Source organism: Streptomyces sp. NPDC006261, assembly GCF_040613515.1.
Taxonomy (GTDB): Bacteria; Actinomycetota; Actinomycetes; order Streptomycetales; family Streptomycetaceae; genus Streptomyces.
In genome coordinates this window covers 56,924-82,081 of sequence record NZ_JBEXSI010000024.1, presented here as the reverse complement: position 1 = coordinate 82,081, position 25,158 = coordinate 56,924, and the positions used below count along the sequence as shown (strand labels likewise).

At 71.7% G+C, this 25,158-nt stretch carries 18 protein-coding genes; 15 read left to right on the top strand and 3 right to left on the bottom strand.

All coding sequences use genetic code 11. The features are described from left to right. Positions 1 to 45 precede the first annotated feature (45 nt). The 11 genes from ABZ154_RS17925 to ABZ154_RS17875 all read left to right on the top strand — a co-directional run bounded on the left by ABZ154_RS17925 (position 46) and on the right by ABZ154_RS17875 (position 15,649). Positions 46 to 1,074: a methionine synthase gene (locus ABZ154_RS17925; protein WP_356833623.1), complete on the top strand. Its 1,029-nt coding sequence runs from the start codon at positions 46 to 48 to the stop codon at positions 1,072 to 1,074. A 31-nt stretch (positions 1,075 to 1,105) separates the two neighbouring features. Then, complete coding sequence (ligA, locus tag ABZ154_RS17920) at positions 1,106 to 3,349, top strand: NAD-dependent DNA ligase LigA (RefSeq protein ID WP_356833621.1); 2,244 nt, start codon at positions 1,106 to 1,108, stop codon at positions 3,347 to 3,349. Positions 3,350 to 3,713: 364 nt separating this feature from the next. After that, positions 3,714 to 5,864, top strand: a complete 2,151-nt coding sequence (locus tag ABZ154_RS17915; protein WP_356833619.1) for a bifunctional diguanylate cyclase/phosphodiesterase — start codon at positions 3,714 to 3,716, stop codon at positions 5,862 to 5,864. Between the two features lie 171 nt (positions 5,865 to 6,035). Continuing rightward, a complete protein-coding gene (gene gatC / locus ABZ154_RS17910) occupies positions 6,036 to 6,332 on the top strand; it encodes an Asp-tRNA(Asn)/Glu-tRNA(Gln) amidotransferase subunit GatC (RefSeq protein WP_003966094.1) in 297 nt (98 codons plus the stop codon). Between the two features lie 5 nt (positions 6,333 to 6,337). Then, complete coding sequence (gene gatA / locus ABZ154_RS17905) at positions 6,338 to 7,840, top strand: Asp-tRNA(Asn)/Glu-tRNA(Gln) amidotransferase subunit GatA (protein WP_356833617.1); 1,503 nt, start codon at positions 6,338 to 6,340, stop codon at positions 7,838 to 7,840. A gap of 5 nt (positions 7,841 to 7,845) precedes the next feature. Further along, complete coding sequence (locus tag ABZ154_RS17900) at positions 7,846 to 8,079, top strand: hypothetical protein (RefSeq protein ID WP_030589646.1); 234 nt, start codon at positions 7,846 to 7,848, stop codon at positions 8,077 to 8,079. A gap of 17 nt (positions 8,080 to 8,096) precedes the next feature. Next, positions 8,097 to 9,605, top strand: coding sequence for an Asp-tRNA(Asn)/Glu-tRNA(Gln) amidotransferase subunit GatB (gatB, locus tag ABZ154_RS17895; protein ID WP_356833615.1), 1,509 nt, complete (start codon positions 8,097 to 8,099; stop codon positions 9,603 to 9,605). Between the two features lie 313 nt (positions 9,606 to 9,918). Then, positions 9,919 to 12,030 carry a phosphocholine-specific phospholipase C gene (locus ABZ154_RS17890; protein ID WP_356833613.1) on the top strand — a complete coding sequence of 704 codons (2,112 nt, stop codon included), beginning with the start codon at positions 9,919 to 9,921 and terminating at the stop codon, positions 12,028 to 12,030. A 193-nt stretch (positions 12,031 to 12,223) separates the two neighbouring features. Continuing rightward, positions 12,224 to 14,464 (top strand): MMPL family transporter, encoded by a 2,241-nt coding sequence (locus ABZ154_RS17885; protein ID WP_356833611.1) that lies wholly within the window; start codon positions 12,224 to 12,226, stop codon positions 14,462 to 14,464. Then, positions 14,442 to 15,023, top strand: coding sequence for a GNAT family protein (locus ABZ154_RS17880; RefSeq protein ID WP_356833609.1), 582 nt, complete (start codon positions 14,442 to 14,444; stop codon positions 15,021 to 15,023). Before ABZ154_RS17885 ends, ABZ154_RS17880 begins: the two co-directional genes overlap by 23 nt. Positions 15,024 to 15,058: 35 nt before the next feature. Beyond that, entirely contained in the window at positions 15,059 to 15,649 is a 591-nt protein-coding gene (locus tag ABZ154_RS17875) for a hypothetical protein (RefSeq protein WP_356833607.1), read from the top strand. A 46-nt stretch (positions 15,650 to 15,695) separates the two neighbouring features. Here the strand turns inward: ABZ154_RS17875 and ABZ154_RS17870 are convergent, their stop codons facing one another. The 3 genes from ABZ154_RS17870 to ABZ154_RS17860 all read right to left on the bottom strand — a co-directional run bounded on the left by ABZ154_RS17870 (position 15,696) and on the right by ABZ154_RS17860 (position 18,253). Further along, a complete protein-coding gene (locus ABZ154_RS17870) occupies positions 15,696 to 15,902 on the bottom strand; it encodes a DUF6191 domain-containing protein (RefSeq protein ID WP_356833605.1) in 207 nt (68 codons plus the stop codon). Between the two features lie 50 nt (positions 15,903 to 15,952). Beyond that, the gene (locus ABZ154_RS17865; RefSeq protein WP_356833603.1) at positions 15,953 to 17,161 is read right to left on the bottom strand and encodes a PQQ-dependent sugar dehydrogenase; all 1,209 of its coding nucleotides are present in this window, start codon (positions 17,159 to 17,161) and stop codon (positions 15,953 to 15,955) included. A gap of 135 nt (positions 17,162 to 17,296) precedes the next feature. Further along, positions 17,297 to 18,253 (bottom strand): aldo/keto reductase, encoded by a 957-nt coding sequence (locus ABZ154_RS17860; RefSeq protein ID WP_356833685.1) that lies wholly within the window; start codon positions 18,251 to 18,253, stop codon positions 17,297 to 17,299. 164 nt (positions 18,254 to 18,417) lie between these two features. On the opposite strand from ABZ154_RS17860, the gene ABZ154_RS17855 reads away from it, so the two are divergent. From ABZ154_RS17855 to ilvN, 4 genes are all read left to right on the top strand, one after another. Next, positions 18,418 to 19,380, top strand: a complete 963-nt coding sequence (locus tag ABZ154_RS17855) for a 2-hydroxyacid dehydrogenase (protein ID WP_356833601.1) — start codon at positions 18,418 to 18,420, stop codon at positions 19,378 to 19,380. A 326-nt stretch (positions 19,381 to 19,706) separates the two neighbouring features. Next, positions 19,707 to 22,526 carry an EAL domain-containing protein gene (locus ABZ154_RS17850; protein WP_356833683.1) on the top strand — a complete coding sequence of 940 codons (2,820 nt, stop codon included), beginning with the start codon at positions 19,707 to 19,709 and terminating at the stop codon, positions 22,524 to 22,526. Positions 22,527 to 22,743: 217 nt separating this feature from the next. Further along, entirely contained in the window at positions 22,744 to 24,600 is a 1,857-nt protein-coding gene (locus ABZ154_RS17845; RefSeq protein WP_356833599.1) for an acetolactate synthase large subunit, read from the top strand. 23 nt (positions 24,601 to 24,623) lie between these two features. Then, complete coding sequence (gene ilvN / locus ABZ154_RS17840) at positions 24,624 to 25,151, top strand: acetolactate synthase small subunit (RefSeq protein WP_006127785.1); 528 nt, start codon at positions 24,624 to 24,626, stop codon at positions 25,149 to 25,151. Positions 25,152 to 25,158 lie beyond the last annotated feature (7 nt).

The following is a 25,158-nucleotide window of genomic DNA, read 5'->3' as shown; positions in this document are numbered from 1 at the left end:
AGCCCGGTCGCGCGGGTGCCCCACCCGGGACCGTAGGCTTCCGGCGTGAGCGAGAAGAGCAAGTTGAGCGGGTGCCCGGCGACCGGGATCGGGTCGATGCCCGGGGGAGACGCGAGGGAGGCGGCGAAGACCGTCGCCGGCTCCTTCGCCGACGGCCAGGGCATGCCCTACCTGGCGGAGCTGCCGGCGCGTGGACCGGGGGCCGACATGATCGGCCGGACCGTCGGCATGCTCGTCGAGATGTACGGGCACGTCGAGCCGAGCGGCTGGCGGATCAGCGACCGCCCCGGCCGCGACACCCGCCGCGCCCGCTCCTGGCTCGGCGAGGACCTGGACGCCCTGGAGGAGTTCACCCAGGGGTACGAGGGGCTGCTCAAGGTCCAGGCCGTCGGTCCGTGGACGCTTGCCGCCGGCCTGGAACTGCGCGGTGGCGAGGCCATGCTCGGCGACCCCGGTGCCTGCCGCGACCTGGCCGGTTCGCTGGCCGAGGGGCTCCGCTCCCATCTCGCCGAGGTACGGCGGCGGATGCCCGGGGCCGAAGTGGTCCTCCAACTGGACGAACCCTCCCTGACCGCCGTCCTGCTGGGCCGGGTCCGCTCCGCCAGCGGCTACCGCACCTACCGGGCCGTCGACCGCCAGGTCGTCGAGTCGGCCCTGCGCGACGTCCTCGCCGTCGCGGGTGAGGACGGCACGACGATCGTCCACTCCTGCGCGCCCGAAGTGCCCTTCGCGCTGCTGCGCCGGGCCGGGGCGGACGGAATCTCGTTCGACTTCTCCCTTCTCACGGAGCGTGAGGAAGAGACGATCGGGGAAGCGGTCGAAGGCGGCACGCAGCTCTTTCTCGGAGTGGTGCCGTCCACGGACGCCGCCACGGACGGATTGTCGGACCCGGGCGGTAGCGTCATGGGGGTCAGGACGTTGTGGAGCAGGCTGGGGCTGAATCCGGGGACTCTCGCCGAGTCCGTCGCGATCACCCCGTCGTGCGGTCTCGCGGGTGCGTCGCCCGCCTACGCCCGCACCGCGCTCGCCCACAGCGCCCGAGCGGCGAGGTCGCTCGCGGACAACCCTGAGTGACGGGACGACGGGCAAACGGGAGGACGGGACGATGGTCGGCGAACAGCGGGTGGAACAGGAGAGCTCGGTTCCGGCGGACGTGCGGGAGGAGCACGCGCTGCTGGCCGAGAAGGTCGAGGAGCACCGCTTCCGGTACTACGTGAAGGACCAGCCGGTCGTCAGCGACGCCGAGTTCGACCGGCAGATGCGCGCGCTGGAGGCGCTGGAGGAGGAGCACCCGGCGCTGCGCACCCCGGACTCCCCGACCCAGAAGGTGGCCGGGCCCTACCGCACGGAGTTCACCTCCGTCGAGCACCGGGAGCGGATGCTCTCCCTGGACAACGCCTTCGACGACGAGGAGCTGGCCACCTGGGCCGAGCGCGTCGCCAAGGACGTCGGCACGCCCGGCCACCACTTCCTCTGCGAGCTCAAGGTGGACGGCCTCGCCGTCAACCTCACCTACGAGCACGGCCGGCTGACCCGGGCGGCGACCCGCGGCGACGGCCGCACCGGTGAGGACATCACGCCCAACATCCGCACGATCGCGGAGATCCCGCACCGCCTCAAGGGCGAGAACATCCCCGCGCTGGTGGAGATCCGGGGCGAGGTCTTCTTCCCGATGGAGGCCTTCGAGGAGCTGAACGCCCGGCTGGTGGCCGCCGACGACAAGCCCTTCGCCAACCCGCGTAACGCGGCGGCCGGTTCGCTGCGCCAGAAGGACCCGAAGGTCACCGCCACGCGCCCGCTGCACATGGTGGTGCACGGCATCGGCGCCCACGAGGGCCTCACCATCGACCGCCTCTCCCAGGCCTACGAGCTCCTCCACACCTGGGGCCTGCCCACCGCCCAGCACAACAAGGTCGTCGACTCCCTCGCAGGCGTACGGGAATTCATCGCGTACTTCGGCGAGCACCGGCACTCCGTGGAGCACGAGATCGACGGGGTCGTCGTCAAGCTCGACGAGATCCCGCTCCAGGGCCGGCTGGGCTCCACCTCGCGCGCCCCGCGCTGGGCCATCGCCTGGAAGTACGCCCCCGAAGAGGTCAACACCAAGCTGGTCAACATCCGCGTCGGCGTCGGCCGCACCGGCCGCGTCACGCCGTACGCCCAGGTCGAGCCGGTCGAAGTGGCCGGTTCCGAGGTCGAGTTCGCCACCCTGCACAACCAGAACGTGGTCAAGGCCAAGGGCGTCCTCATCGGCGACACCGTGGTCATCCGCAAGGCGGGCGACGTCATCCCGGAGATCCTCGGCCCCGTCGTCGACCTGCGTGACGGCACCGAGAAGGCGTTCGAGATGCCGACGCACTGCCCCGAGTGCGGTACGGAGCTGCGCCCGATGAAGGAGGCCGACATCGACCTCCGGTGCCCCAACGCCCGCACCTGCCCGGCCCAGTTGCGCGAGCGGGTCTTCTATCTCGCCGGGCGCAAGAGCCTGGACATCGACCACTTCGGCTATGTGGCCGCCGCCGCCCTGACCCGGCCCCTGGAGCCCGCCGAGCCGGTCCTGCGGGACGAGAGCGACCTGTTCGACCTCACCATCGAGCAGCTGCTGCCGATCCGGGCGTACGTCCTGGACCAGGACAGCGGGCTGCCCAAGCGTGACCCCAAGACCGGTGAGGAGAAGATCGCGACGGTCTTCGCCAACCAGCAGGGCGAGCCGAAGAAGAACGCGGTGGCCATGCTGGAGGGCATCGCCGCCGCGAAGAACGCGCCGCTGGCCCGGATCCTCACCGGGCTCTCCATCCGGCACGTCGGGCCGGTCGCCGCCCAGGAGCTGGCCCGTCAGTTCCGCTCCGTCGACCGGATCGACGAGGCCACCGAGCAGGAGCTGGCCGACGCGGACGGCGTCGGCCCCATCATCGCCGCCTCTGTCAAGCAGTGGTTCGCCGAGGACTGGCACCGCGAGATCCTGCGCAAGTGGCGCGAGGCCGGGGTCCGGATGGCCGACGAGGGCTCGGACGAGGAGCAGGGGCCCCGCCCCCTCGAAGGGCTCACCGTCGTCGTCACCGGCACCCTCACCGCCTACACCCGGGACGGCGCCAAGGAGGCGCTCCAGAGCCTCGGGGCGAAGGTCACCGGGTCGGTGTCGAAGAAGACCGCGTTCGTGGTCGTCGGTGACAACCCCGGCTCCAAGTACGACAAGGCCATGCAGCTGAAGGTCCCCGTGCTGGACGAGGACGGGTTCGCCGTCCTCCTCGAGCAGGGCCCCGACGCCGCCCGGGAGGCCGCCCTGCCCGTATCGGAAGCCGCCCCGGAAGCCGCGCCGGAGGCGGCCGCGGAAGCCTCGCCCGAGTAGACCGCCCGTCCCCTGCGACGCGCCCGCCACTTCCGCACATCGCTGTTCGCCGGATCGAGACGACTTCGAGACGCGGGCCCGGCGTGGCGCGCCCGGGGTGGGGAAGAAAGGGGGCAGAGGGGCGAAGAAGGGGCGGCCGGACCCCGAACGGCCCACCGGCGTCACCCGTTCGGCGCATAGCAGATGGTGACGGGTCGTCGGTTCGCCTTCGGCAAGAGCTGTAGAGCGCTGCCCCTGGGAGCCCTTCGCGGCCTACTGTTGAGGGGTAGCGCCTGCCGTGCACGGCCGCCCGCCCGGGGCCGTGGGAGCAAGAGAGCGGGGGCCACCGAGGGACTTCGGCACCGCCGGCTGTGAGAGGGACGGAATGAAACCGACCGAGAGCGCCGCCCCGGTGTCACGGCTGCAAGGTTTCGTCGGCCTCACGTCCCCGGTGGGCGCCGCCGTCATCGGGATCGCCGCGTTACTGCTGGCGGCCGGCTTCTACCGGACCGTGCAGGACGGCCACGCCCTCTTCCCGGACGGCACCGTGGGCTGGTCGATCGCCGTGCTCACCGGGATCATCGTCGGCCACCTGGTCGCGCTCGGCCGCGACCGATGGTGGGGCGGGACCGGCTCCGGGGCCGCCCTCACCCTCGCCGTGCTGCTGCTCTACGGCTGGCTGCCCGCGGGCCTGGTCAGCCTGGTCGTCGTGGTCCTCGTCGGGAGCGCCCGCAGACACCGCTGGTGGCAGGGGCTCCTGCACGGCGCGGTGGACATCCTCGGCATCGCGGCGGCGGCCCTCGTGCTGGCCGCGTTCGGTGAGGTGCCGTCCGTGGAGAGGCCCTGGCTGCCACTCGACTGGGGCATCGCCGCCGTGCCGGAGCTGCTCCTGACGGCGTCGACGTATCTGCTCGTCACCCGGGTCCTGCTGTGGTACGCCGGAGCGCCCCAGAACGGCGGGCTGCCGACCATCGCCCGCACCGCCCTGCTGCGCCAGGGGCTCGTCGCCGTGGCCCTGCTCGGCCTCGCCCCGCTGATCTGCGTCGTCGCGATGTCCATGCCCGTCGTGCTGCCGCTCTTCGCGGTCCCGCTGATCGCCCTGGACTCCACGCTCTGGATCGCCCGCGCCCGCGCCGAGGAGCAGCTGCGCGATCCGCTGACCGGCCTGCCCAACCGCCAGTGGCTGCTGGAGCGGACCTGGTCGGCCCTGGAGGACGCCGAGAGCGTGGGCACCAGGTCGGCGCTGGTCCTGATCGACCTGGACCGCTTCCGCGCGGTCAACGACACGCTCGGCCACCTCGCCGGTGACCGGTTGCTGCTCCAGATAGCGGAACGTCTGCGGCTCGCCCTGCCGCAGGGTGCCGAGGCGGCCCGGCTCGGCGGCGACGAGTTCGCCGTGCTCCTGCCGCAGGCCGACTCGACCACCAGCGCCCAGCGGGTGGCCCGCCACCTGGTCGCCGAGCTGTCCTCACCGCTCGACCTGGACGGGCTGGTCCTGGTGCTGGAGGCCAGCGCCGGTGTCGCCGTCTACCCGGACCACGCGCTGGACGCCGAGGGGCTGCTGCGCCGCGCGGACGTCGCGATGTACCAGGCCAAGCGCGACCGTACGGGCGTGGAGGTCTACGAGTCGAAGCGGGACGGCAACACCCCCGACCGGCTCGGGCTCCTGGGCGATCTGCGCCGGGCGCTGGACGCGGGCGACGTCGAGCTGCACTACCAGCCCAAGGTCCGCTTCGACGGGCAGGTGGCCGGTCTGGAGGCGCTGGTGCGCTGGGTGCACCCCGAGCGCGGCCGGGTCCCCCCGGACGAGTTCATCGCCATCGCGGAGTCGTCGGGGCTGATGCCGCACCTCACGGAGTACGTCCTGGAGACGGCGCTGGCGCAGGTCGCCCGGTGGCGGGCGCAGGGCCTGTTCGTGCCGGTCGCGGTCAACGTCTCCCCGCGCGACGTGCACACCCCCGGCTTCGCTGGCGGGGTCGCCGCCCGGCTCGCCCGGCACGGTGTCCCGGCCTCGGCGCTCCAGCTGGAGATCACCGAGCACGTGCTGCTGGAGGACCCGCAGCGGGCCGCCGACACCCTGGCCGGACTGACGGCGCACGGCGTGAAGATGTCGCTGGACGACTTCGGCACCGGCTACTCCTCGCTCGTCCACCTGCGCAGGCTGCCGGTGAGCGAGCTGAAGATCGACCGGTCCTTCGTGGCCCGGCTCGCCGTCGACCACGAGGACGCGGAGATCGTCCGCTGCACGATCGACCTGGCCCACTCGCTCGGCCTGGTCGTCGTCGCCGAGGGCGTCGAGGACGACGAGACCTGGGAGCGGCTGCGGGACCTGCGGTGCGACGCGGTGCAGGGCTGGCTGGTGGCGGCCGCGATGCCGCCCCAGGAGACGACGGCCTGGCTCCGGGCGCGCGGCGAGCACGGCTGGCGGCGCCCCGCCGAACTGGAGGCCCAGGCGGCCGCCGCCGCGGCGAACGGCAAGCCGGACGCCGAGCAGCACCCCCAGGGACGCACGGTCTCCGGCCCGGCGACGACCTGAGGCGCGGACCCGGCAGCGGCCCGGTACGACCCGTCGACGGTCCGAGGCCCGGCCCCGGCCCCGTACCGGAATCGTCCGAAACGGGTGGGCCGATCGGGGTGGGGTACCCGGCCTCGACGGACCCCATAGGATTGGGCCCAAAACCACACACCAACCCCTGAGGATCGCTGCATGCCTGGCATCACGCGCGAGGAGGTCGCCCACCTCGCCCGGCTGGCGCGTCTGGAGCTGAAGGGCGAAGAGCTCGATCACTTCGCCGGTCAGCTCGACGACATCATCGGCGCGGTCGCCCGCGTCTCCGAGGTCGCCGACCAAGACGTACCGCCGACCTCCCACCCGCTGCCGCTGACCAACGTCATGCGCGCGGACGAGGTCCGTCCGTCGCTCACCCCCGCGCAGGCGCTCTCCGGCGCCCCGGCCCAGGAGCAGCAGCGTTTCAAGGTGCCGCAGATCCTGGGGGAGGACTAACCGCCATGACGGACAACAGCACCATCATCAAGCTCACCGCGGCCGAGATCGCCGCGAAGATCGCCTCCGGCGAGCTCACGGCCGTCGAGGTCACCGAGGCCCACCTGGCCCGGATCGACGCGGTCGACGAGAAGGTCCACGCCTTCCTGCACATCGACCGTGAGGGCGCCCTCGCCCAGGCCCGTGCCGTGGACGCGAAGCGGGAGGCGGGCGAGAAGCTCGGCCCGCTGGCCGGCGTCCCGCTCGCGCTGAAGGACATCTTCACCACCAAGGACATGCCGACCACCGTCGGTTCCAAGATCCTTGAGGGCTGGGTCCCGCCGTACGACGCGACGCTCACGCAGAAGCTGCGCGCGGCCGACGTCGTCATCCTGGGCAAGACCAACATGGACGAGTTCGCCATGGGGTCCTCCACCGAGAACAGCGCCTACGGCCCCACCGGCAACCCGTGGGACCTCACCCGCATCCCCGGCGGCTCCGGTGGCGGCTCCTCCGCCGCCCTCGCCTCCTACGAGGCCCCGCTCGCCATCGGCACGGACACCGGCGGCTCCATCCGCCAGCCCGCAGCCGTCACCGGCACGGTCGGCGTCAAGCCCACCTACGGCGGCGTCTCCCGCTACGGCATGGTCGCCTTCTCGTCCTCCCTGGACCAGGGGGGGCCCTGCGCCCGTACGGTCCTTGACGCGGCCCTGCTCCACGAGGCCATCGCCGGGCACGACCCGCTGGACTCGACCTCCATCGACGCCCCGGTCCCGCCGGTCGTCGAGGCCGCGCGCAACGGCTCCGTACAGGGCATGCGCGTCGGCGTCGTCAAGCAGTTCCGCGGCGAGGGCTACCAGACGGGCGTCCTCCAGCGCTTCGACGAGTCGGTCGAGCTGCTGAAGTCGCTGGGTGCGGACATCGTCGAGCTGGACTGCCCGTCCTTCGACCTGGCGCTCTCCGCGTACTACCTGATCGCGCCGTCCGAGTGCTCCTCCAACCTGGCCCGCTTCGACGCCATGCGTTACGGCCTGCGGGTCGGCGACGACGGCACGAAGTCGGCCGAGGACGTCACCGCGCTCACCCGCGAGGCCGGCTTCGGCGACGAGGTCAAGCGCCGCATCATCCTGGGGACGTACGCGCTCAGCTCCGGCTACTACGACGCGTACTACGGCTCGGCCCAGAAGGTCCGCACCCTCATCACCCAGGACTTCGAGAAGGCCTTCGAGCAGGTCGACGTGATCGTCTCCCCGACGACCCCGACCACCGCCTTCCCGATCGGCGAGCGCGCCGACGACCCGATGGCGATGTACCTCGCGGACCTGTGCACCATCCCCACGAACCTGGCCGGCAACTCCGCCATGTCGCTCCCCTGCGGCCTGGCCCCGGAGGACGGTCTGCCGGTCGGACTGCAGATCATCGCCCCCGCCATGAAGGACGACCGGCTCTACAAGGTCGGAGCGGCCGTCGAGGCCGCCTTCGTGGAAAAGTGGGGACACCCGCTGCTTGAGGAGGCTCCGTCGCTGTGAGTGCCATGGCAAAGAAGGCCAGTAACTTCAAGAAGTCCAAGACCGGGCTGTACATCTCGCTCGGCAGTACCGCGTTCGGCGCGATCACCGTCGCCAAGCAGGCGAGGCTCGCGCGTGAGGACAACGACGTGCTGCGACTCGTCGACGCGGCCGTCTCCGCGGCCGCCATCGTCACCGGACTCGCGATCCTCTATCGCGAACTGAAGCGTCTCGGCGACGACGACGTTCTGCTGGGCTGAGAGGGAAAGTTTTCACCGTGACTGTCACCGACCTGGTGTCGTACGAGGACGCGCTCGCGTCCTACGACCCCGTCATGGGCCTCGAAGTCCATGTCGAACTCGGAACGAAGACCAAGATGTTCTGCGGCTGCTCCACGGAGCTGAAGCAGGACGCCAACTCCCAGACCTGCCCGGTCTGTCTCGGACTGCCCGGCGCGCTGCCGGTCGTCAACGAGATCGGCGTGGAATCGGCCATCAAGATCGGCCTCGCGCTCAACTGCGAGATCGCCGAGTGGTGCCGCTTCGCCCGGAAGAACTACTTCTATCCGGACATGCCGAAGAACTTCCAGACCTCCCAGTACGACGAGCCGATCGCCTTCGACGGCTATCTGGACGTCCAGCTGGAGGACGGGGAGATCTTCCGGGTGCAGATCGAGCGCGCCCACATGGAGGAGGACACCGGCAAGTCGACGCACGTCGGCGGCGCCACCGGCCGTATCCACGGCGCGTCCCACTCCCTGCTCGACTACAACCGGGCCGGCATCCCGCTCATCGAGATCGTCACCAAGCCGATCGAGGGAGCCGGCGCCCGCGCCCCCGAGGTCGCCAAGGCGTACGTCGCCGAACTCCGCGAGCTGATCAAGGCCCTCGGCGTCTCCGAGGCGCGCATGGAGATGGGCCAGATGCGCTGCGACGTGAACCTGTCGCTGCGCCCGCACGGCCGCGAGGCGTTCGGCACGCGCTCCGAGACGAAGAACGTGAACTCGCTGCGTTCGGTCGAGCGGGCCGCGCGCTTCGAGATCCAGCGGCACGCCGCCGTGCTGTCCTCGGGCGGCACGATCGTTCAGGAGACCCGGCACTTCCACGAGGAGGACGGCTCCACCACGGCCGGCCGCATCAAGGACAACGCCGAGGACTACCGCTACTTCCCCGAGCCGGACCTGGTGCCCGTGGCGCCGGCCCGCGAGTGGGTCGAGGAGCTTCGCAAGGGCCTCCCCGAGCTTCCCCGGCTGCGCCGGGCGCGGCTCAAGGAGGAGTGGGGTGTCAACGCCCACGACATGCAGTCCATCCTCAACGCGGGCGCGGTCGACCTGATCGTCGCCACGACCGAGGCGGGCGCGCCCTCGGACCAGGCCCGCAAGTGGTGGATGGGCGAGCTGGCCCGTAACGCCAACGAGACCGCCCGCGGTCTGGACGAGCTGCCGATCACCCCGGCGCAGGTCGCCCGGGTGGCCGCGCTCGTCGCCGAGGGGGACCTCAACGACAAGCTGGCCCGCCAGGTCATCGAGGGCGTCCTCGCGGGCGAGGGCGACCCGGACACCGTCGTCGAGAAGCGCGGCCTGAAGGTCGTCTCGGACGAGGGCGCGCTGTCCGCGGCCGTGGACGAGGCCATCGCGGGCAACGCCGCCATCGCGGACAAGATCCGCGGCGGCAAGGTCGCGGCGGCGGGCGCGCTCGTCGGCGCGGTCATGAAGGCCACCCGTGGCCAGGCGGACGCGGCGCGCGTGCGCGAGCTGATCCTGGAGAAGCTCGGCGCCGAAGGCTGATCACCCGATCGTCACCCCGAAGGGGCGGTGCACCCGTATGACGGGCGCACCGCCCCTTCAGCCATCCTGAGAGACCCTGCGTACCGGCACCGCCGAGCTCGTCTCCTTCGCCCCCCTCCTGAGCGTCCTCGCCTTCGCCGTCGTACGCCCCAGGGGTCGCTGGCCCCACCGGGATGAGAGGGGCACCCGTACGGCCGGTTGGACTTCTCGCCCGACCTCTTGGACGTTCACCACCGGGCCGTACACAGTCCTTCCCGACGCCACCTGCCCCAACTAGCTTCCCGGCTGTACCCACCGAAAACGGGAGGCTCTTTTGACCACGGACATGTCACGGCGGCGGCTCTTCGCCCTCGGCGGGGGCGCGCTCGGCGCTGCTGCGGCCGGATCGTTCCTGCCGCCGTCGCTCCAGGCAGCCATCGCCGCGCAGCCCGCCCACGCGGGGTCCGGCGGCGGAGGGCTCGGAGCCATCAAGCATGTGGTGATCCTCATGCAGGAGAACCGCTCCTTCGACCACTACTTCGGCTCCCTGCGCGGCGTACGCGGCTTCGGCGACCGTAACGCCATCGAGCTGCCCACCGGCGGCACCGTCTTCGAACAGCCCGGCCCCTCCGGCTCCACCGTCCTGCCGTTCCCGGTGCGCGGGGCGGCCGAGGAGCAGAAGAAGGACCTCCAGTACATCGGCGCCCTCGACCACTCATGGAACGGTGGCGCGCGAGCATGGGGCGGCGGCTGGATGAACGGCTGGATCAGCGCGAAGACCGCGGCCACCATGGCGTACTACGACCGCCGCGACATCCCGCTCCACTACGAGCTGGCCGACACCTTCACCGTCTGCGACGCGTACCACTCCTCGATCCACACCTCCACCAGCCCCAACCGCAACCACCTCTGGAGCGGCAGGACCGGCTTCGAGCCGAACGGGAAGCGGGCCGTCGGCAACGACGCGTACAGCGAGGGCAGCCACCCCGGCTACGACTGGTCCACCTACGCCGAGCGGCTGGAGAAGGCGGGACGGAGCTGGCGGACGTACACGGAGTGGGAGAACTTCACCGACAACCAGATCGAGTTCTACGCCACCTTCAAGGCCATCGCCCGCAAGGCGCTGGGCAAGACCGGCGGCCACACGTACATGGAATCCTTCTACGCCGAGGTCCGCGGCGCGTCCAAGGCCGAGCGCACCCGGCTCCTCGGGCTGCTGGAGGAGGGTGTCGCGACGCTCACCGAACAGGAGCGGAGCCTGTTCGAGCGGGGGTTGCGTCGGGTCCCGACCGGGACGCTGGCCGACGAGTTCGCCAAGGACGTGGCGGCCGGGACACTGCCGGCGGTCTCCTACCTGGTGCCCTCGGCGATCGACTCCGAGCATCCGAGCGTCTCCTCGCCGGTGCACAGCGCCACCATCGTCTACAAGGTCCTGGACGCGCTGGGCCGGCACCCGGACGTCTGGCGCCACACCGCCGTACTGATCAACTACGACGAGAACGACGGCTTCTTCGACCACGTGCCGCCGCCCGTCGCACCCCCCGAGGTGACCGACGAGCAGTGGGAGGGGCGCCCGACCGGCCTCGGCATCCGGGTGCCGCTGCTGGTCGTCTCGCCGTGGACCGTCGGCGGGTACGTCTGCTCCGAGGTCTTCGACCACACCTCGGTGATCCGCTTCCTGGAGCGCTGGACCGGCGTGAAGGAGCCCAACATCAGCGACTGGCGGCGCCGCGTCACGGGCGACCTCACCTCCGCCTTCGACTTCACCTGGCCCCGGCGTCAGCCCGCCGTCCAGGTGCCCGGCGCCATCCCGCCGCTCAGCGGCCGCTGGCAGCCGAAGCCGCCGTCCGTCCAGCGCCTCCCCGGGCAGGAGCCCGGCGCACGCCCGGCGCGCGCGCTCCCGTACCAGCCGGATGCCCAGGTCAGGCGGGCGGCCGACGGCGGGCTACGGGTGGAGCTGGCGAACAGCGGCCGGTCGTCGGCGCACTTCACGCTCTACCCGTACGCCGCTGAGTTCGCGGCCCCGCTCCACCAGGACGTACGCGGCTCGGCGCACTGGACCGTACCGCTGACGGGTCAGGCGTACCGCTTCACGGTCACCGGGCCGAACGGCTTCCGGCGCGAGTTCGCCGGGCCGGCCGCAGGCGGCGCCGAGGTCGCCACCCGCATCGACGCCCGCGACCGCGACGTGCACCTCACCCTGCGCAACACCGGCCGCCACCCGCTGGCCTTCCTGGTCCGGCCGCTCGGCTACGTCGACGAGGACGACCTGCGGGACTGGACCCGCCGCGTCACCGTCAAGCCGGGCCGCAGCCGTACGGTCGTGCACTCGGCGGCCGACGCCCACGGCTGGTACGACCTCGCCGTCACGGCCGACGGGGAGGACGGCTTCCGGCGCCGGCTCATGGGGCACATCGAGAACGGCCGGGCGAGCGTCTCCGGCTGAGGCATCCGCCCGTCATGGTCAGGGGGGCGGTCTGTCCTATGTAGGGAGCAGATCAACCCCTGTGACCATGACCACGAAACGGACAAAGGATCTCTTTCTGCTGAGAGAGTGGCGGTCTCAGGTCATGTGACGTTTACGGGCAGATCAACCTATCTGCGGGTAAAGGTCCACGAACCCGCAGGGAGCCCGTCCGTTGGCCGCCATCGCCCGCTGGTGCATCAGGCACCGTCTGCTCGCCGTCCTCTTCTGGCTCGCCGCCCTCGGTGGCACCGCTGCCGCGGCGGGGTTCGCGGGTTCCGCGTACTCGAACGACTACGAGGTGCCCGGTGCGGAGTCCGGCCGGGCCACCGAGCTCCTCTCGCGCGGCTTCACCGACCTCGGCGGCGACACCGACACCGTCGTCTGGCACACCACCGGCTCCACGGTCCGGGCCGCCGACGTCGAGCGGACGATGACCCGCACCCTCCACGCGATCGACGCCCTGCCCGGCGTCGGCGCGGTCACCGGCCCGTACGGGGCCGAGGGCACCGGCCAGGTCAGCGAGGACGGCCGCACCGCCTACGCCACGGTCACCTTCGACCGCCCCGCCGACGAGATCCCGGTCTCCCAGGCCCAGGCCCTCGTGGACACCGCGAAGGCCGCCGAGGCGGACGGGCTCCAGGTCGAACTGGGCGGCACCGCCGTCGCCCTCACCGAAGCGCCCTCCGCACATATCGCCGAGGCGATCGGCGTGGTCGTCGCGGCCGTGGTCCTCTTCCTCGCCTTCGGCTCGCTCGCCGCCAGCCTGCTGCCCATCGCCACCGCCCTGGTCTCCGTGGGCACCGCCTACGCGGGCATCGTCCTGCTCGGCCATGTGATGACCGTGGCGGACTTCGCCCCGATGCTCGGCATGCTCATCGGGCTCGGCGTCGGCATCGACTACGCCCTCTTCATCGTCACCCGGCACCGCAGAGGGCTCCGGCGCGGGATGTCCGTCGACGAAGCGGCTCAGAACGCCGTCACCACCACCGGCCGCGCGGTCGTCTTCGCCGGCGCGACCGTCTGTATCGCGCTGCTCGGCATGCTGGTCCTGCGGCTCAGCTTCCTCAACGGCGTCGCCATCGCCGCCTCGCTCACCGTCGTCCTCACCGTGGCCGCCTCCGTCACCCTGCTGCCCGCCCTGCTCTCCCGCATCGGGATGCGGGCGCTCAGCCGCCGCGAACGCCGGCAGCTCGCCGAACACGGCCCGCGCCCCGAACTGCCCACCGGCTTCGCCGCCCGCTGGTCCGCCTTCGTGGAGCGCCACCCCAAACTGCTCGGCGGTATCGCGGCCGTCGTCATGGTGGTGCTCGCCCTGCCCGCCCTCGGCCTCCACCTCGGCACCTCCGACCAGGGCAACAACCCCGCCGCGGCCACCACCCGGCAGGCCTACGACCTGCTCGCCGACGGCTTCGGCCCCGGTGTCAACGGCCCCCTCACCATCGCCGCCCAGCTCGACGGGGCGGACGACCGGCTCGCCCTGGACTCGCTGCCCGAGAAGCTGCGCACCACCGAGGGCGTCGCCTCGGTCGGCCCGGTCACGTACAACAGCAGCGGCGACACCGCCTTCCTCACCGTCGTCCCCGACTCCCCGCCCCAGTCGCAGGAGACCAGCGAGCTGGTCGACCGCATCCGGGAAGACGTGCTGCCGCCGGTGAAGGACACGAGCTCGCTGGAGACGTACGTCGGCGGGGTGACGGCGAGCTACGACGACTTCGCCGAGATCATCGTCGGCAAGCTGCCCCTCTTCGTCGGGGTCGTCATCGGCCTCGGCTGCCTTCTCCTCCTGCTCGCCTTCCGCTCCATCGGCATCCCGGTCAAGGCCGCGGTGATGAACGTCGCCGCCGTCGCCTCCTCCTTCGGCGTCGTCGTCGCCGTCTTCCAGTGGGGCTGGGGGAGCGAGCTGCTCGGCCTCGGCAGCGCCGGACCCATCGAACCCTTCCTCCCGGTGATCATGGTCTCGGTCCTCTTCGGCCTCTCCATGGACTACCAGGTCTTCCTGGTCGGCCGGATGTACGAGGAGTGGCTGGAGACCGGCGACAACCGGCGCTCGGTCCGGGTCGGCCTCGCCGAGACCAGCCGGGTGATCAACTCCGCCGCCGTGATCATGATCTCCGTCTTCCTCGCCTTCGTGCTCAGCGGGGACCGGGTGATCGCCATGTTCGGCATCGCGCTCGCCACCGCCGTCGCCCTGGACGCCTTCGTCCTGCGCACGCTCCTGGTCCCCGCCCTGATGCACATGCTCGGCGGCGCGAACTGGTGGCTGCCGGGCTGGCTGGACCGCCGGCTGCCCCGGATCAGCATCGAACCGCCCGACTGCGCGGTGGATCATGCGAAGATCCCGGGTGCGCGCGTCACGGAAGAGGGCGTCGCGTCGGCAAAGGAGGAGCACGATGTTCGCCATATCCCTGGGTGACGACCTGGGAGACGACCGGGCGGAGCTGCGCCCGCTGGAGGTCTGGCAGGCCGAGGAGTTCCTCGCCCACATGGACCGGGCCCGTGAGCTGGTCGACCCGTGGATCCCGTTCGCCTCCGCCGCCGGCGACCTGGACTCGGCGCGCGCCCTGCTCCAGCGGTACGCGGACAAGCAGGCGGCGGACACCGGACGGCTCTACGGCATCTGGCTGGACGGCACCCTCGTCGGCGGGGTCCTCTTCCGGATCTTCGACGCCGCGTCGGGCAACTGCGAGATCGGTGTCTGGCGGGAGCCCGCCGCCCAGGGCCGGGGCCTGATCACCCGGGCCGCCGAGCGCCTGATCGACTGGGCGGTGTACGGGCGCGGCATGCACCGCGTCGAGTGGGTGGCCTCCGCCGCCAACACCCGCTCCATCGCGGTGGCCAAGCGGCTCGGCATGACCCGCGACGGGGTGCTGCGCCAGAACTACCTCTACCGGGGCGTACGCCACGACTCGGAGATCTGGTCCGTGCTGGCCCCGGAATGGCGGGCTCGGACCGGCGGGGAGCTCCGGCGTTAAGAGGGTTCTCATCCGGGGCCCCTAGCGTGCGGCACATGAACACCACCCCCTCCCGGACGACCGACCTCACCAAGACGGACACGCCCACCGACGACCCCGAGAAGAGCGCCACCGACACCGCCGTCACGGAGGACCCCACCGCGACCGTCGCGCCGTCGGAGGCCACCGCCGAGGCCGAGGACGACGACCTGGAGCCCGGCCCCTTCACCGAGGCCCGCCACGGCGTCGGCGCGGGCGCCACGGCCGTCGTCTCCGCCGGTCTCGGCATCGTCGCCCTGACCGGCGCCTGGTCCGGCCGGGTCGCCGCCGAACGCGAAACCCTGATGGGCCAGATCCAGACCGCCGGCGGCTCCAGCGCGGCCCAGCAGATCTCCGAGATCTACGCGGACGCCTGGCACACCACCGCCCTGGTCAACGGTCTCTTCGCGGTACTGGCCCTGCTCGTCGGCGTCTTCGTCGTGGTCCGCCCCGTCTTCGGCACCCCCGCCACGACACCGCAGCCCGCCTGGATTCGGGCGGTCGCGCTGGCCGGCGTCGCCCTGGGCACCCTCGGCGTGCTGATCTCCGTGGGCATGTACTTCGACCTGTTCCTTGCCCTGCCCGTGGCGGGGACACCGGCGGGCTGAGCCCTGGATACGAGGAGCTAAGGCGGCCGGCCGCCGGGCGGGGGCCTTAAGGCCCCCCGCCCGGCGAAGATGCGGCACTCGCCCGATGCGGCCGCGCTTCCTGGCCCGCGACAGTGGAGGCACAGCCGGAGCGGAGCCGGCCGCGGCCCGGATCGCCGGCGGCGACGTCCACCCGGCTCAGCTCCAGCCTCTTCTGCTCGTCGGCGCCGTGCTTGCGCCCCGGGGCGAAGAGCTCCTCGAAGGAATCGAACACGGTCGCGCTCCCTCGGACATGGTGCGTGGGCGGGGCGCGGAGGTGTCCGCCTACCCCACTTCGACCAGCAGGATCCTGTCGTCCCCGGGCTTCGGCTCTCCTCGGCCGTCCGTGTTGCTGGTGACCAGCCAGAGCCGGTCGCCGCCCGCGCTCACCACGGTGCGCAGCCGGCCGTGCTTCTCATCCAGGAACGACTGGGGGTCGGCCAATGGTTCCTTGTCCGCGTCCCCGGAGAGCGGGATGCGCCAGAGCCGCTCGCCCCGCAGCCCCGCCATCCAGATCGAGCCCTCCGCGTACGCGATGCCGCTGGGCGAGGCCTCGGAGGTCTTCCACTGGGCGACCGGGTCGATGAACCCGTCCTTGCCCTCCTGACCCTCCACCTCGGGCCACCCGTAGTTGCCGCCGGGCTCGATCAGGTTCAGCTCGTCCCAGGTGTTCTGGCCGAACTCGGCCGCCCACAGCCGCTTCTGCGCGTCCCAGGCGAGCCCCTGGACATTGCGGTGCCCGAACGAATACACCACCGAGTCCGCCTCCGGGTTGCCGTGGACCGGCTCCCCGTCCGGGGTCATCCGCAGGATCTTGCCCGCCAGTGACTCCTTGTCCTGCGCGAGCCCGGTGTCCCCGGTCTCGCCGGTGCCCGCGTACAGCATCCTGTCCGGGCCGAACGCGATCCGGCCGCCGTTGTGGATGTTCCCCTTGGGGATGCCGCGCAGGATGGTGTCCGGCGCCCCGAGCTGCTGCCCGGCCGGACGCTTCTCGTCGTACTGCATGCGTACGATCCGGTTGTCGGAGGCGGTGGTGAAGTAGGCGTACACCAGCTGGTCCGCGCCGAACGTCGAGGGGACCGCGAGCCCCAGCAGACCGCCCTCTCCGGCCGGGGAGACCCCGGGCACCGAGCCCAGCAGCGTCTGCTTCCCGCTCTCGCCGTCGATCCGGTGGATCGTGCCCTCGTCGCGCGAGGCCACCAGCAGGTCACCGCCCGGCAGCGCGGTCAGCCCCCAGGGCGACTTCAGCTCCTCGGTCAGCGTCGAGACGACCTTGGCCGTGCCCTTGGCGGGCGGCAGGTCGGCCGACTCGCTCGGCGAGGGGGAGCCGGAGCTCCGCGAGGCGGTCGGCGAGGCGGCGCCCGTCCCGGACGTGCTCTCCTCCCCGCCCGTGGAGCACGCGGCGGACAGGACCAGCGAGGCCGTCGCCAGCGCGGCCACCACCCCCCTGCGCACCGCGGGGGACTGAACTGATCCGAACACAGCACCGCGCACTGAACCGATCCTTTCGACGCTGCCTGACCCTGCCTGACTACCTGTTCCTACATCGCGGCCCCGCCCGGATTCCCCGGTGCGGCCCATTGTCCTGCTATCTTCCGCCGGGCGCCCGGATCCGGACGCCCCCCGGGCTCAGTCCCAGGACCCGCGCGCCCGGGGAAGCCCCGCGATCTCCGCCAGGTCCGCCTGCTCCAGCTCCACCTCCGCGGCCCGCGCGTTCTCCACCGCCCACCGCTCCTGCTTCGCCCCCGGCACCGCCACCACGTGCGGCCCCTGCCGCAGCACCCACGCCAGCGCCACCTGGGCCACGCTCGCCCCGCGCCGCTCACCGATCCGCCGCAGACCGGCCACCACCGGCTGGTTCGCCGCCATCATCTCGGCCGTGAACCGGGGATGCCGGGCCCGCAGGTCCTCGGGCTCGAACCCCTGCCCCGGCTTCAGCGTCCCGGTCAGATAGCCGCTGCCCAGCGGCATCGCGGCGAGTACCCCGACCCCGCGCGCCGCACACCAGGGCAGCAGCTCCTCCAGCGCCTCCGGCGACCACACCGACAGTTCCGCCTCGACGGCGCTGACCGGGAAGACCTGCTGGATCCGCTCCAACTGCCGGATCGTTCCCGCATGCGGCCCGGCGCCCGACCGGCGCGGAGCGCGCGCCCCCACCGCGCACAGCCCCAGCGCACGCACCTTGCCCGCGGTCACCAGCTCCGCCATCGCACCCCAGGTCTCCTCCACCGGCACCTCGGGGTCGGCCCGGTGCAGCTGGTAGAGGTCGATCACATCGGTCTGCAGGCGGCGCAGCGAGGCGTCGCAGGCCCGTCGTACGTAACCGGGGCGCCCGTTGGCGACGATGTGCTGATCACCCACCAGCAGCCCGCACTTGGTGGACAGGAACGCCTCGGACCGGCGCCCCTTCAGCGCCCGCCCCACCAGGAGCTCATTGGTGAACGGCCCGTACATGTCCGCGGTGTCGAGCAGCCGGACACCGGCGTCGAGCGCCGCGTGCACCGTACGCACCGAACGGTCACCGCGCTGCTGCGACGCGCTGTAACCCCAGCTCATCGGCATACAGCCCAGACCGACCGCGCCCACGGCGAGCCCCGACGCCCCGATAGTCCTGCGCTCCAACTCCCCTGGCCTTTCTTCGTACCCGCGGTCACGGGGCCGTACCGCACCCCAAACTAACCTCTGGCCCGGGTGCGACTTCGATCAGCCGTCCTGGAGCACTCGCACACCCGTCGCATAGCCTCCTGACCATGACTGAGACGACTGCCGGCGCGACGCGTACCGATGTATGGCTCCCCTTTCCGGCCGAGGAGATCGACGGACTCCCCGAAGGCCTCGACTACCGCTTCTGGGACGGGGGCCCGGAGTACCCCGGCGACCCCGCGGACTGCGTGTACTACGTCGTCCCCTACCTGAAGGGTTCAGAGATCGCCATCCGGCCGATGGGCGCCATGAGCGCCGTCCAGGTCGTGCAGACGCTCTCCGCGGGCATCGACCACGTGGAGCCGGGGCTCGGTCGGCTGCACCCCGGCGTACGCCTCTGCAACGCCAAGGGGGTGCACGAGGCGTCCACGGCGGAGCTGGCGCTCGCCCTGATCCTGGCCTCCCTGCGCGATCTCCCCGGCTTCGTCCACGGCCAGGACGCCGAGGAGTGGCGGTCGGGCTTCTACCCGGCGCTCGCCGACAAGTCCGTGCTCATCGTCGGGTACGGCTCCATCGGCGCGGCCATCGAGGACCGGCTCGCGCCCTTCGAGTGCGCGCGGGTCGCGCGCGTCGCGCGCTCCGCCCGGACCACCGGGCGCGGCCCCGTACACACGCTCGATGACCTGCCCGCCCTGCTGCCCGAGGCCGACGTCGTGGTGCTCTCCACCCCGCTGAACCCCACCACGCAAGGCCTGGTGGACGCCGACTTCCTCGCCGCGATGCCGGACGGCGCCCTGCTCGTCAACGTCGCCCGGGGCGGAGTCGTGGACACCAAGGCCCTGTTGACCGAACTGGAATCCGGACGGCTCCGGGCGGCACTCGACGTCACCGACCCGGAACCGCTGCCGTCCGGCCATCCTCTCTGGCATGCTCCGAATGTCTTGATCACGCCTCATGTGGGCGGCAGCACCTCGGCGTTCGAACCACGCGCCAAGCGGCTGCTGGCTACGCAGCTCACCCGGTTCGCCGCGGGGGAGCCGCTCGTGAACGTCGTCAGCACGACTGGCTGAGGCCCCCGGGGCGGTCACGCCGAGGCGTGATCCGTATGCGCACAGTGCCGCCCACCTCGCGTTTCGTTACGGAGCGTAGAGGGGCTATGGCCCTGAGTGACGGACCTGGTGTATCGTCCGGACCGGAGGGCTGCGCCGTGGCAGGGGGCGGCGCGGGGGGAGCATCGGAACGCGAGGGGGCGACGGGCGATGTGCTGGCCATGGAGAGACGGTCCGAGGCGGCGGAGCGGGCCGCGGCGGCCGCTGCCGCTGCCTGGACAAGGCGCCCGCAGCTGGCCGGATTCCACCCCGGGCCGGCGGCCGGGGCCGGGGCGGGGAGCCCTCCGGTGAGCGTCCTGGGAGCATGGCTCTCGCCGCATTCCGCCGCGGGCTCCACGGGGCTGCGGGCCCGGATCCTGCTCGGCGTCATCTGCGCCGGATACGCGGTCGGAGCGGCCGTCGGCTGGGGCACGCCGCAACTGGCCCGCTGCATGGGGGACTTCGGCCTCGCCGCGGCGGCGCTGACCGCCGCCGTCTCCTGCTTCCTCTACGCCCGGGTGAGCGCCGGGCGGCTGCGGCCCGCCTGGCTGCTCTTCTCGCTCTCCTCCCTCATGGCGGCCTGCGGCAACGCCGTCTGGGGGTGGTACGAGGTGGTGCTCGGCGTCCCCGTGCCCACCCCGTCGGTGGCCGACGCCTTCTTCCTCTGCTTCGCTCCGCCCGCCATCGTCGGACTGCTCGTCCTCGCCAAGCGCCCTGTCACCCGGGCCGGCTGGGTCTGCCTGGCGCTGGACGCCTGGCTGATCGGCGGCTCCCTGCTGACCCTCGCCTGGAGCCTCGCCCTAGCGCACGCCGCGCACATGGCGGGTGCCCAGGACGCCAGTGTGGGCCCGGCGGCGCTCTCGCTGGCCTACCCGCTGCTGGACATCGTGCTCGTCTCCATGGTGCTCGCGCTGCACTTCCGCCGCTCCGGGGCCAACCGCTCCGCGGTCAACACCGCGATCGCCGCCCTGGCGCTGACCGTCCTGTGCGACGCGGTGTTCACCTCACCGCTGCTGCGCTCCACCTACCACTCGGGCCAGTTGCTCGACGCCGGCTGGTTCGCCGGTTCCCTGCTCCTGGCCTACGCCCCCTGGGGGGTGCGCCGCCGGGCCCCCGGCACCGACCGACCGGGCCCGCCGCGCACCACCAGCCGCCCGATCGCCGGGTCGCTGGCCGCGCTGACCCCGTATCTCGCCGCGGCCGTCTGCACCCTGGGCATTCTGTACAACGTGGTCGAGGGCCGCCGGGTGGACCGCGTCGTCGTACTCACCGGCTGCACGGTGGTCCTCGCCCTGGTCGTCCGGCAGGGGATCATGCTCCTCGACAACATCTCCCTCACCCAGGAGCTGGCCCAGAAGGAGAACCACTTCCGCTCCCTGGTGCAGGGCTCCAGCGACGTCATCATGATCGCCGCCCCGAGCGGCACCCTGCGGTACGTGAGCCCCGCGGCCGCCGGAGTGTACGGTCGCGACGCGGAGGACCTCGTCGGCGCCGAGCTCTCCTCGATCATCCACCCCGACGACCTCGGCCGGGTCGTCCACGAGGTGCGGCGCTTCCTCGCCGCCCCGCCCCACGAGGAGCCCACCACCCGCATCGAGTGCCGCTTCCGCTCCGGCACCGGCGACTGGCTCCACGCGGAGTCCACCGTCAACCGGCACCAGGGCGGGCTCCTCCTCAACAGCCGGGACGTCACCGAACGTGTCAGGCTCCAGGCCCAGTTGCAGCACAACGCCGAGCACGACCCGCTCACCGACCTGCCCAACCGGGCCCTGTTCACCTCCCGGGTCCGCCAGGCGCTCACCGGCCGCCGGGCCGGCGACGCCGGCACCGCCGTGCTCTTCATCGACCTCGACGGCTTCAAGGCGGTCAACGACACCATCGGCCACCAGGCGGGTGACGAGCTGCTCATCCAGGCGGCCCGCCGCCTCCAGGAGTCCGTCCGGGCCGGCGACACCGCGGCCCGCCTCGGCGGCGACGAGTTCGCCGCGCTCATCATGGGCGACGGCACCCGCGACCAGGGCGCCCGGGAGTACCAGGTCCACGAGATCGCCGACCGCCTCCGCCTCACCCTCTCCCAGCCCTACCGGATCGGCCCCAGCGAGGTCCGGGTGGCCGCCTCCATCGGCGTCGCCTTCGCCGAGCCCGGGATCACCCCCACCGACCTCATGCGCAACGCGGACCTCGCGATGTACCGCGCCAAGGCCGGCGGCAAGGACCGGGTCGAGCTGTACGCCCCGCAGATGCAGGCCGACGTCGTACGCCGCTCCGAGCTCGCCAGCCGGCTGCGCACCGCCCTGCGCGAGGGTGAGTTCGCCCTGCTGCACCAGCCGGTCGTCCACCTCGCCAGCGGCTCGGTCGCCGCCGTCGCCGCGCAGGCCCGCTGGCGCTCCGCCCAGGGCATCCTCTTCACCCCCGCCGAGTTCCTCCGGGTCACCGGCGACGACGACCGCACCGCCGAGCTCGGCCGCTGGCTCCTGGAGGAGGCCGTTAAGCAGGCCGCCGACCGGGCCAGGGCCGGACACCCCGTCGCCGTCTCCGTACGCCTCTCGGCCACCCGGCTGCTCGACAAGGCCCTGCCCTTCGGCTCCATCGAGGCGCTGCTGACCCGGCACGGGCTGCCCTCGGGGGCGCTGATGATCGAGGTGGCCGACAGCGACCCCCGGGTCTCCTTCGACGAGCTGGAGCAGCGCCTCGTGGCCCTGCGCCGCCTCGGTGTCCGGATCGCCCTCGACGGCTTCGGCAGCGGCTTCGCCGCGATCAACGCGCTGCGCCGCCTCCCCATCGACGTACTGAAACTCGACCGGAACCTGGTCGAGGGGGTGGTGGAATCGGCCAGGCTGCACAAGATCACCAGCGGACTCCTCCGGATCGCCTGCGACCTCGGCCTCCAGTCCGTCGCCGACGGCGTCGACGTCCCCGAGCAGGTCCTCGCTCTCCGAGCCATGGGCTGCACCCACGGCCAGGGGATGGCCTTCTCCGGCCCGCTCGACGAGTACCGGCTGCGACGCGCCCTGGTGCGCGGCCAGTTCCCCGTGCCGGGCGTCCCCGGCCCCCGTACGGTGATGGCGGGAGGCTCGATCCCGCTGCTCACCGGATCACATGCTGAGACGCCCGTCCCACCCACTTGACACGTCATGCGTGCCGGAGAGAGGGTCAATGCCATGCGCACCCGAATTCTCGTACTTGGAAAGCGCGTCGGCTGAAGCAGAGTCACTCACGACACTCTGCGGACCGCACCCGGCGCGCTCCCCTCGCTTGCCTCACGGCACGAGGGGTTTTTTGTTGCACTGACACCTCTCAAATCGCTGCAAAACACCCGCGAAAACCCTCAGCTTCGAGAAGAGAATGCCGATGACCGAGCAGGCCACCGGGGCCCACCACCCGCAGCCGCGCGCCCGTAACGGCGGACAGCCGTCCGTCGCCGTTGAGCACGTCACGGGCGCGCAGTCCCTCATCCGTTCTCTCGAGGAAGTCGGCGCCGACACGGTATTCGGCATTCCCGGCGGCGCGATCCTCCCCGCCTACGACCCGATGATGGACTCCACCCGGGTCCGCCACGTCCTGGTCCGCCACGAGCAGGGCGCCGGGCACGCCGCCACCGGGTACGCGCAGGCCACCGGCAAGGTCGGCGTCTGCATGGCCACCTCCGGCCCCGGCGCCACCAACCTGGTCACCCCGATCGCCGACGCGCACATGGACTCCGTCCCGCTCGTCGCGATCACCGGCCAGGTCGCCTCCAAGGCCATCGGCACCGACGCCTTCCAGGAAGCCGACATCTGCGGCATCACGATGCCGATCACGAAGCACAACTTCCTGGTCACCAAGGCCGAGGACATCCCGCACACCATCGCCGAGGCCTTCCACATCGCCTCCACCGGCCGCCCGGGCCCCGTCCTCGTCGACATCGCCAAGGACGCCCTCCAGGCGAAGACCACCTTCAGCTGGCCGCCCACCCAGGACCTGCCCGGCTACCGGCCCGTCACCAAGCCGCACGCCAAGCAGATCCGCGAAGCGGCCAAGCTGATCACCCAGGCCAAGCGCCCCGTGCTCTACGTCGGCGGCGGCGTCCTCAAGGCCGGGGCCACCGCCGAGCTGAAGGTCCTCGCGGAGCTGACCGGAGCGCCCGTCACCACCACCCTGATGGCACTCGGCGCCTTCCCCGACAGCCACCCGCTGCACGTGGGAATGCCGGGCATGCACGGTGCGGTCACCGCCGTCACCGCGCTGCAGAAGGCCGACCTGATCGTCGCCCTCGGAGCCCGCTTCGACGACCGCGTCACCGGCAAGCTGGACAGCTTCGCCCCGTACGCCAAGATCGTCCACGCCGACATCGACCCGGCCGAGATCGGTAAGAACCGCACCGCCGACGTGCCCATCGTGGGCGACGCCCGCGAGGTCCTGGCCGACCTGGTCCAGGCCGTCCAGGCCGAGCACACGGACGGCAACACCGGCGACTACACCGCCTGGTGGAAGGACCTCAACCGCTGGCGCGACACCTATCCCCTGGGTTACGACCTGCCCGATGACGGCAGCCTCTCCCCGCAGCAGGTGATCCAGCGCATCGGCAAGCTCGCCCCCGAAGGCACGATCTTCGCGGCGGGCGTCGGCCAGCACCAGATGTGGGCCTCCCACTTCATCGACTACGAGCAGCCCGCCACCTGGCTCAACAGCGGCGGCGCCGGAACGATGGGGTACGCGGTCCCGGCCGCCATGGGTGCCAAGGCCGGCATGCCCGACCGCACGGTCTGGGCGATCGACGGCGACGGCTGCTTCCAGATGACCAACCAGGAACTCACCACCTGCGCGCTCAACAACATCCCGATCAAGGTCGCCATCATCAACAACGGCGCCCTCGGGATGGTCCGCCAGTGGCAGACCCTCTTCTACAACCAGCGCTACTCCAACACCGTGCTGCACTCGGGCACGGACACGGACGGCGCCCCGGCCAAGGGCACCCGCGTCCCGGACTTCGTCAAGCTGTCCGAGGCCATGGGCTGCTACGCCATCCGCTGCGAGGACCCGGCCGACCTGGACAAGGTCATCGAAGAGGCCAACTCCGTCAACGACCGCCCCGTCGTGATCGACTTCATCGTCCACGAGGACGCCATGGTCTGGCCGATGGTCGCCGCCGGCACCTCCAACGACGAGGTTCAGGCCGCACGTGGCGTCCGCCCCGACTTCGGCGACAACGAAGACGACTGAGAGACAGAGAGAGAACGACTCCCATGTCCGAAAAGCACACGCTCTCCGTCCTGGTCGAGAACAAGCCCGGTGTCCTCGCCCGGATCACCGCGCTGTTCTCCCGACGCGGCTTCAACATCGACTCGCTCGCGGTCGGTACCACCGAACACCCCGACATCTCCCGCATCACCATTGTCGTGAATGTCGAGGGCCTGCCCCTGGAGCAGGTGACCAAGCAGCTCAACAAGCTGGTCAACGTCCTGAAGATCGTCGAACTCGAGCCGTCCGCTGCGATCCAGCGGGAGCTCGTCCTGGTGAAGGTCCGCGCCGACAGCGAGACCCGCTCCCAGATCGTCGAGATCGTCCAGTTGTTCCGCGCCAAGACCGTCGACGTCTCCCCGGAGGCCGTCACGATCGAGGCGACCGGAGGAGCCGACAAGCTGGAGGCGATGCTCAAGATGCTGGAGCAGTACGGCATCAAGGAGCTCGTCCAGTCCGGCACGATCGCCATAGGGCGTGGCGCGCGGTCGATCACCGACCGCTCCCTGCGCGCCCTCGACCGTTCCGCCTAGCCGGCAG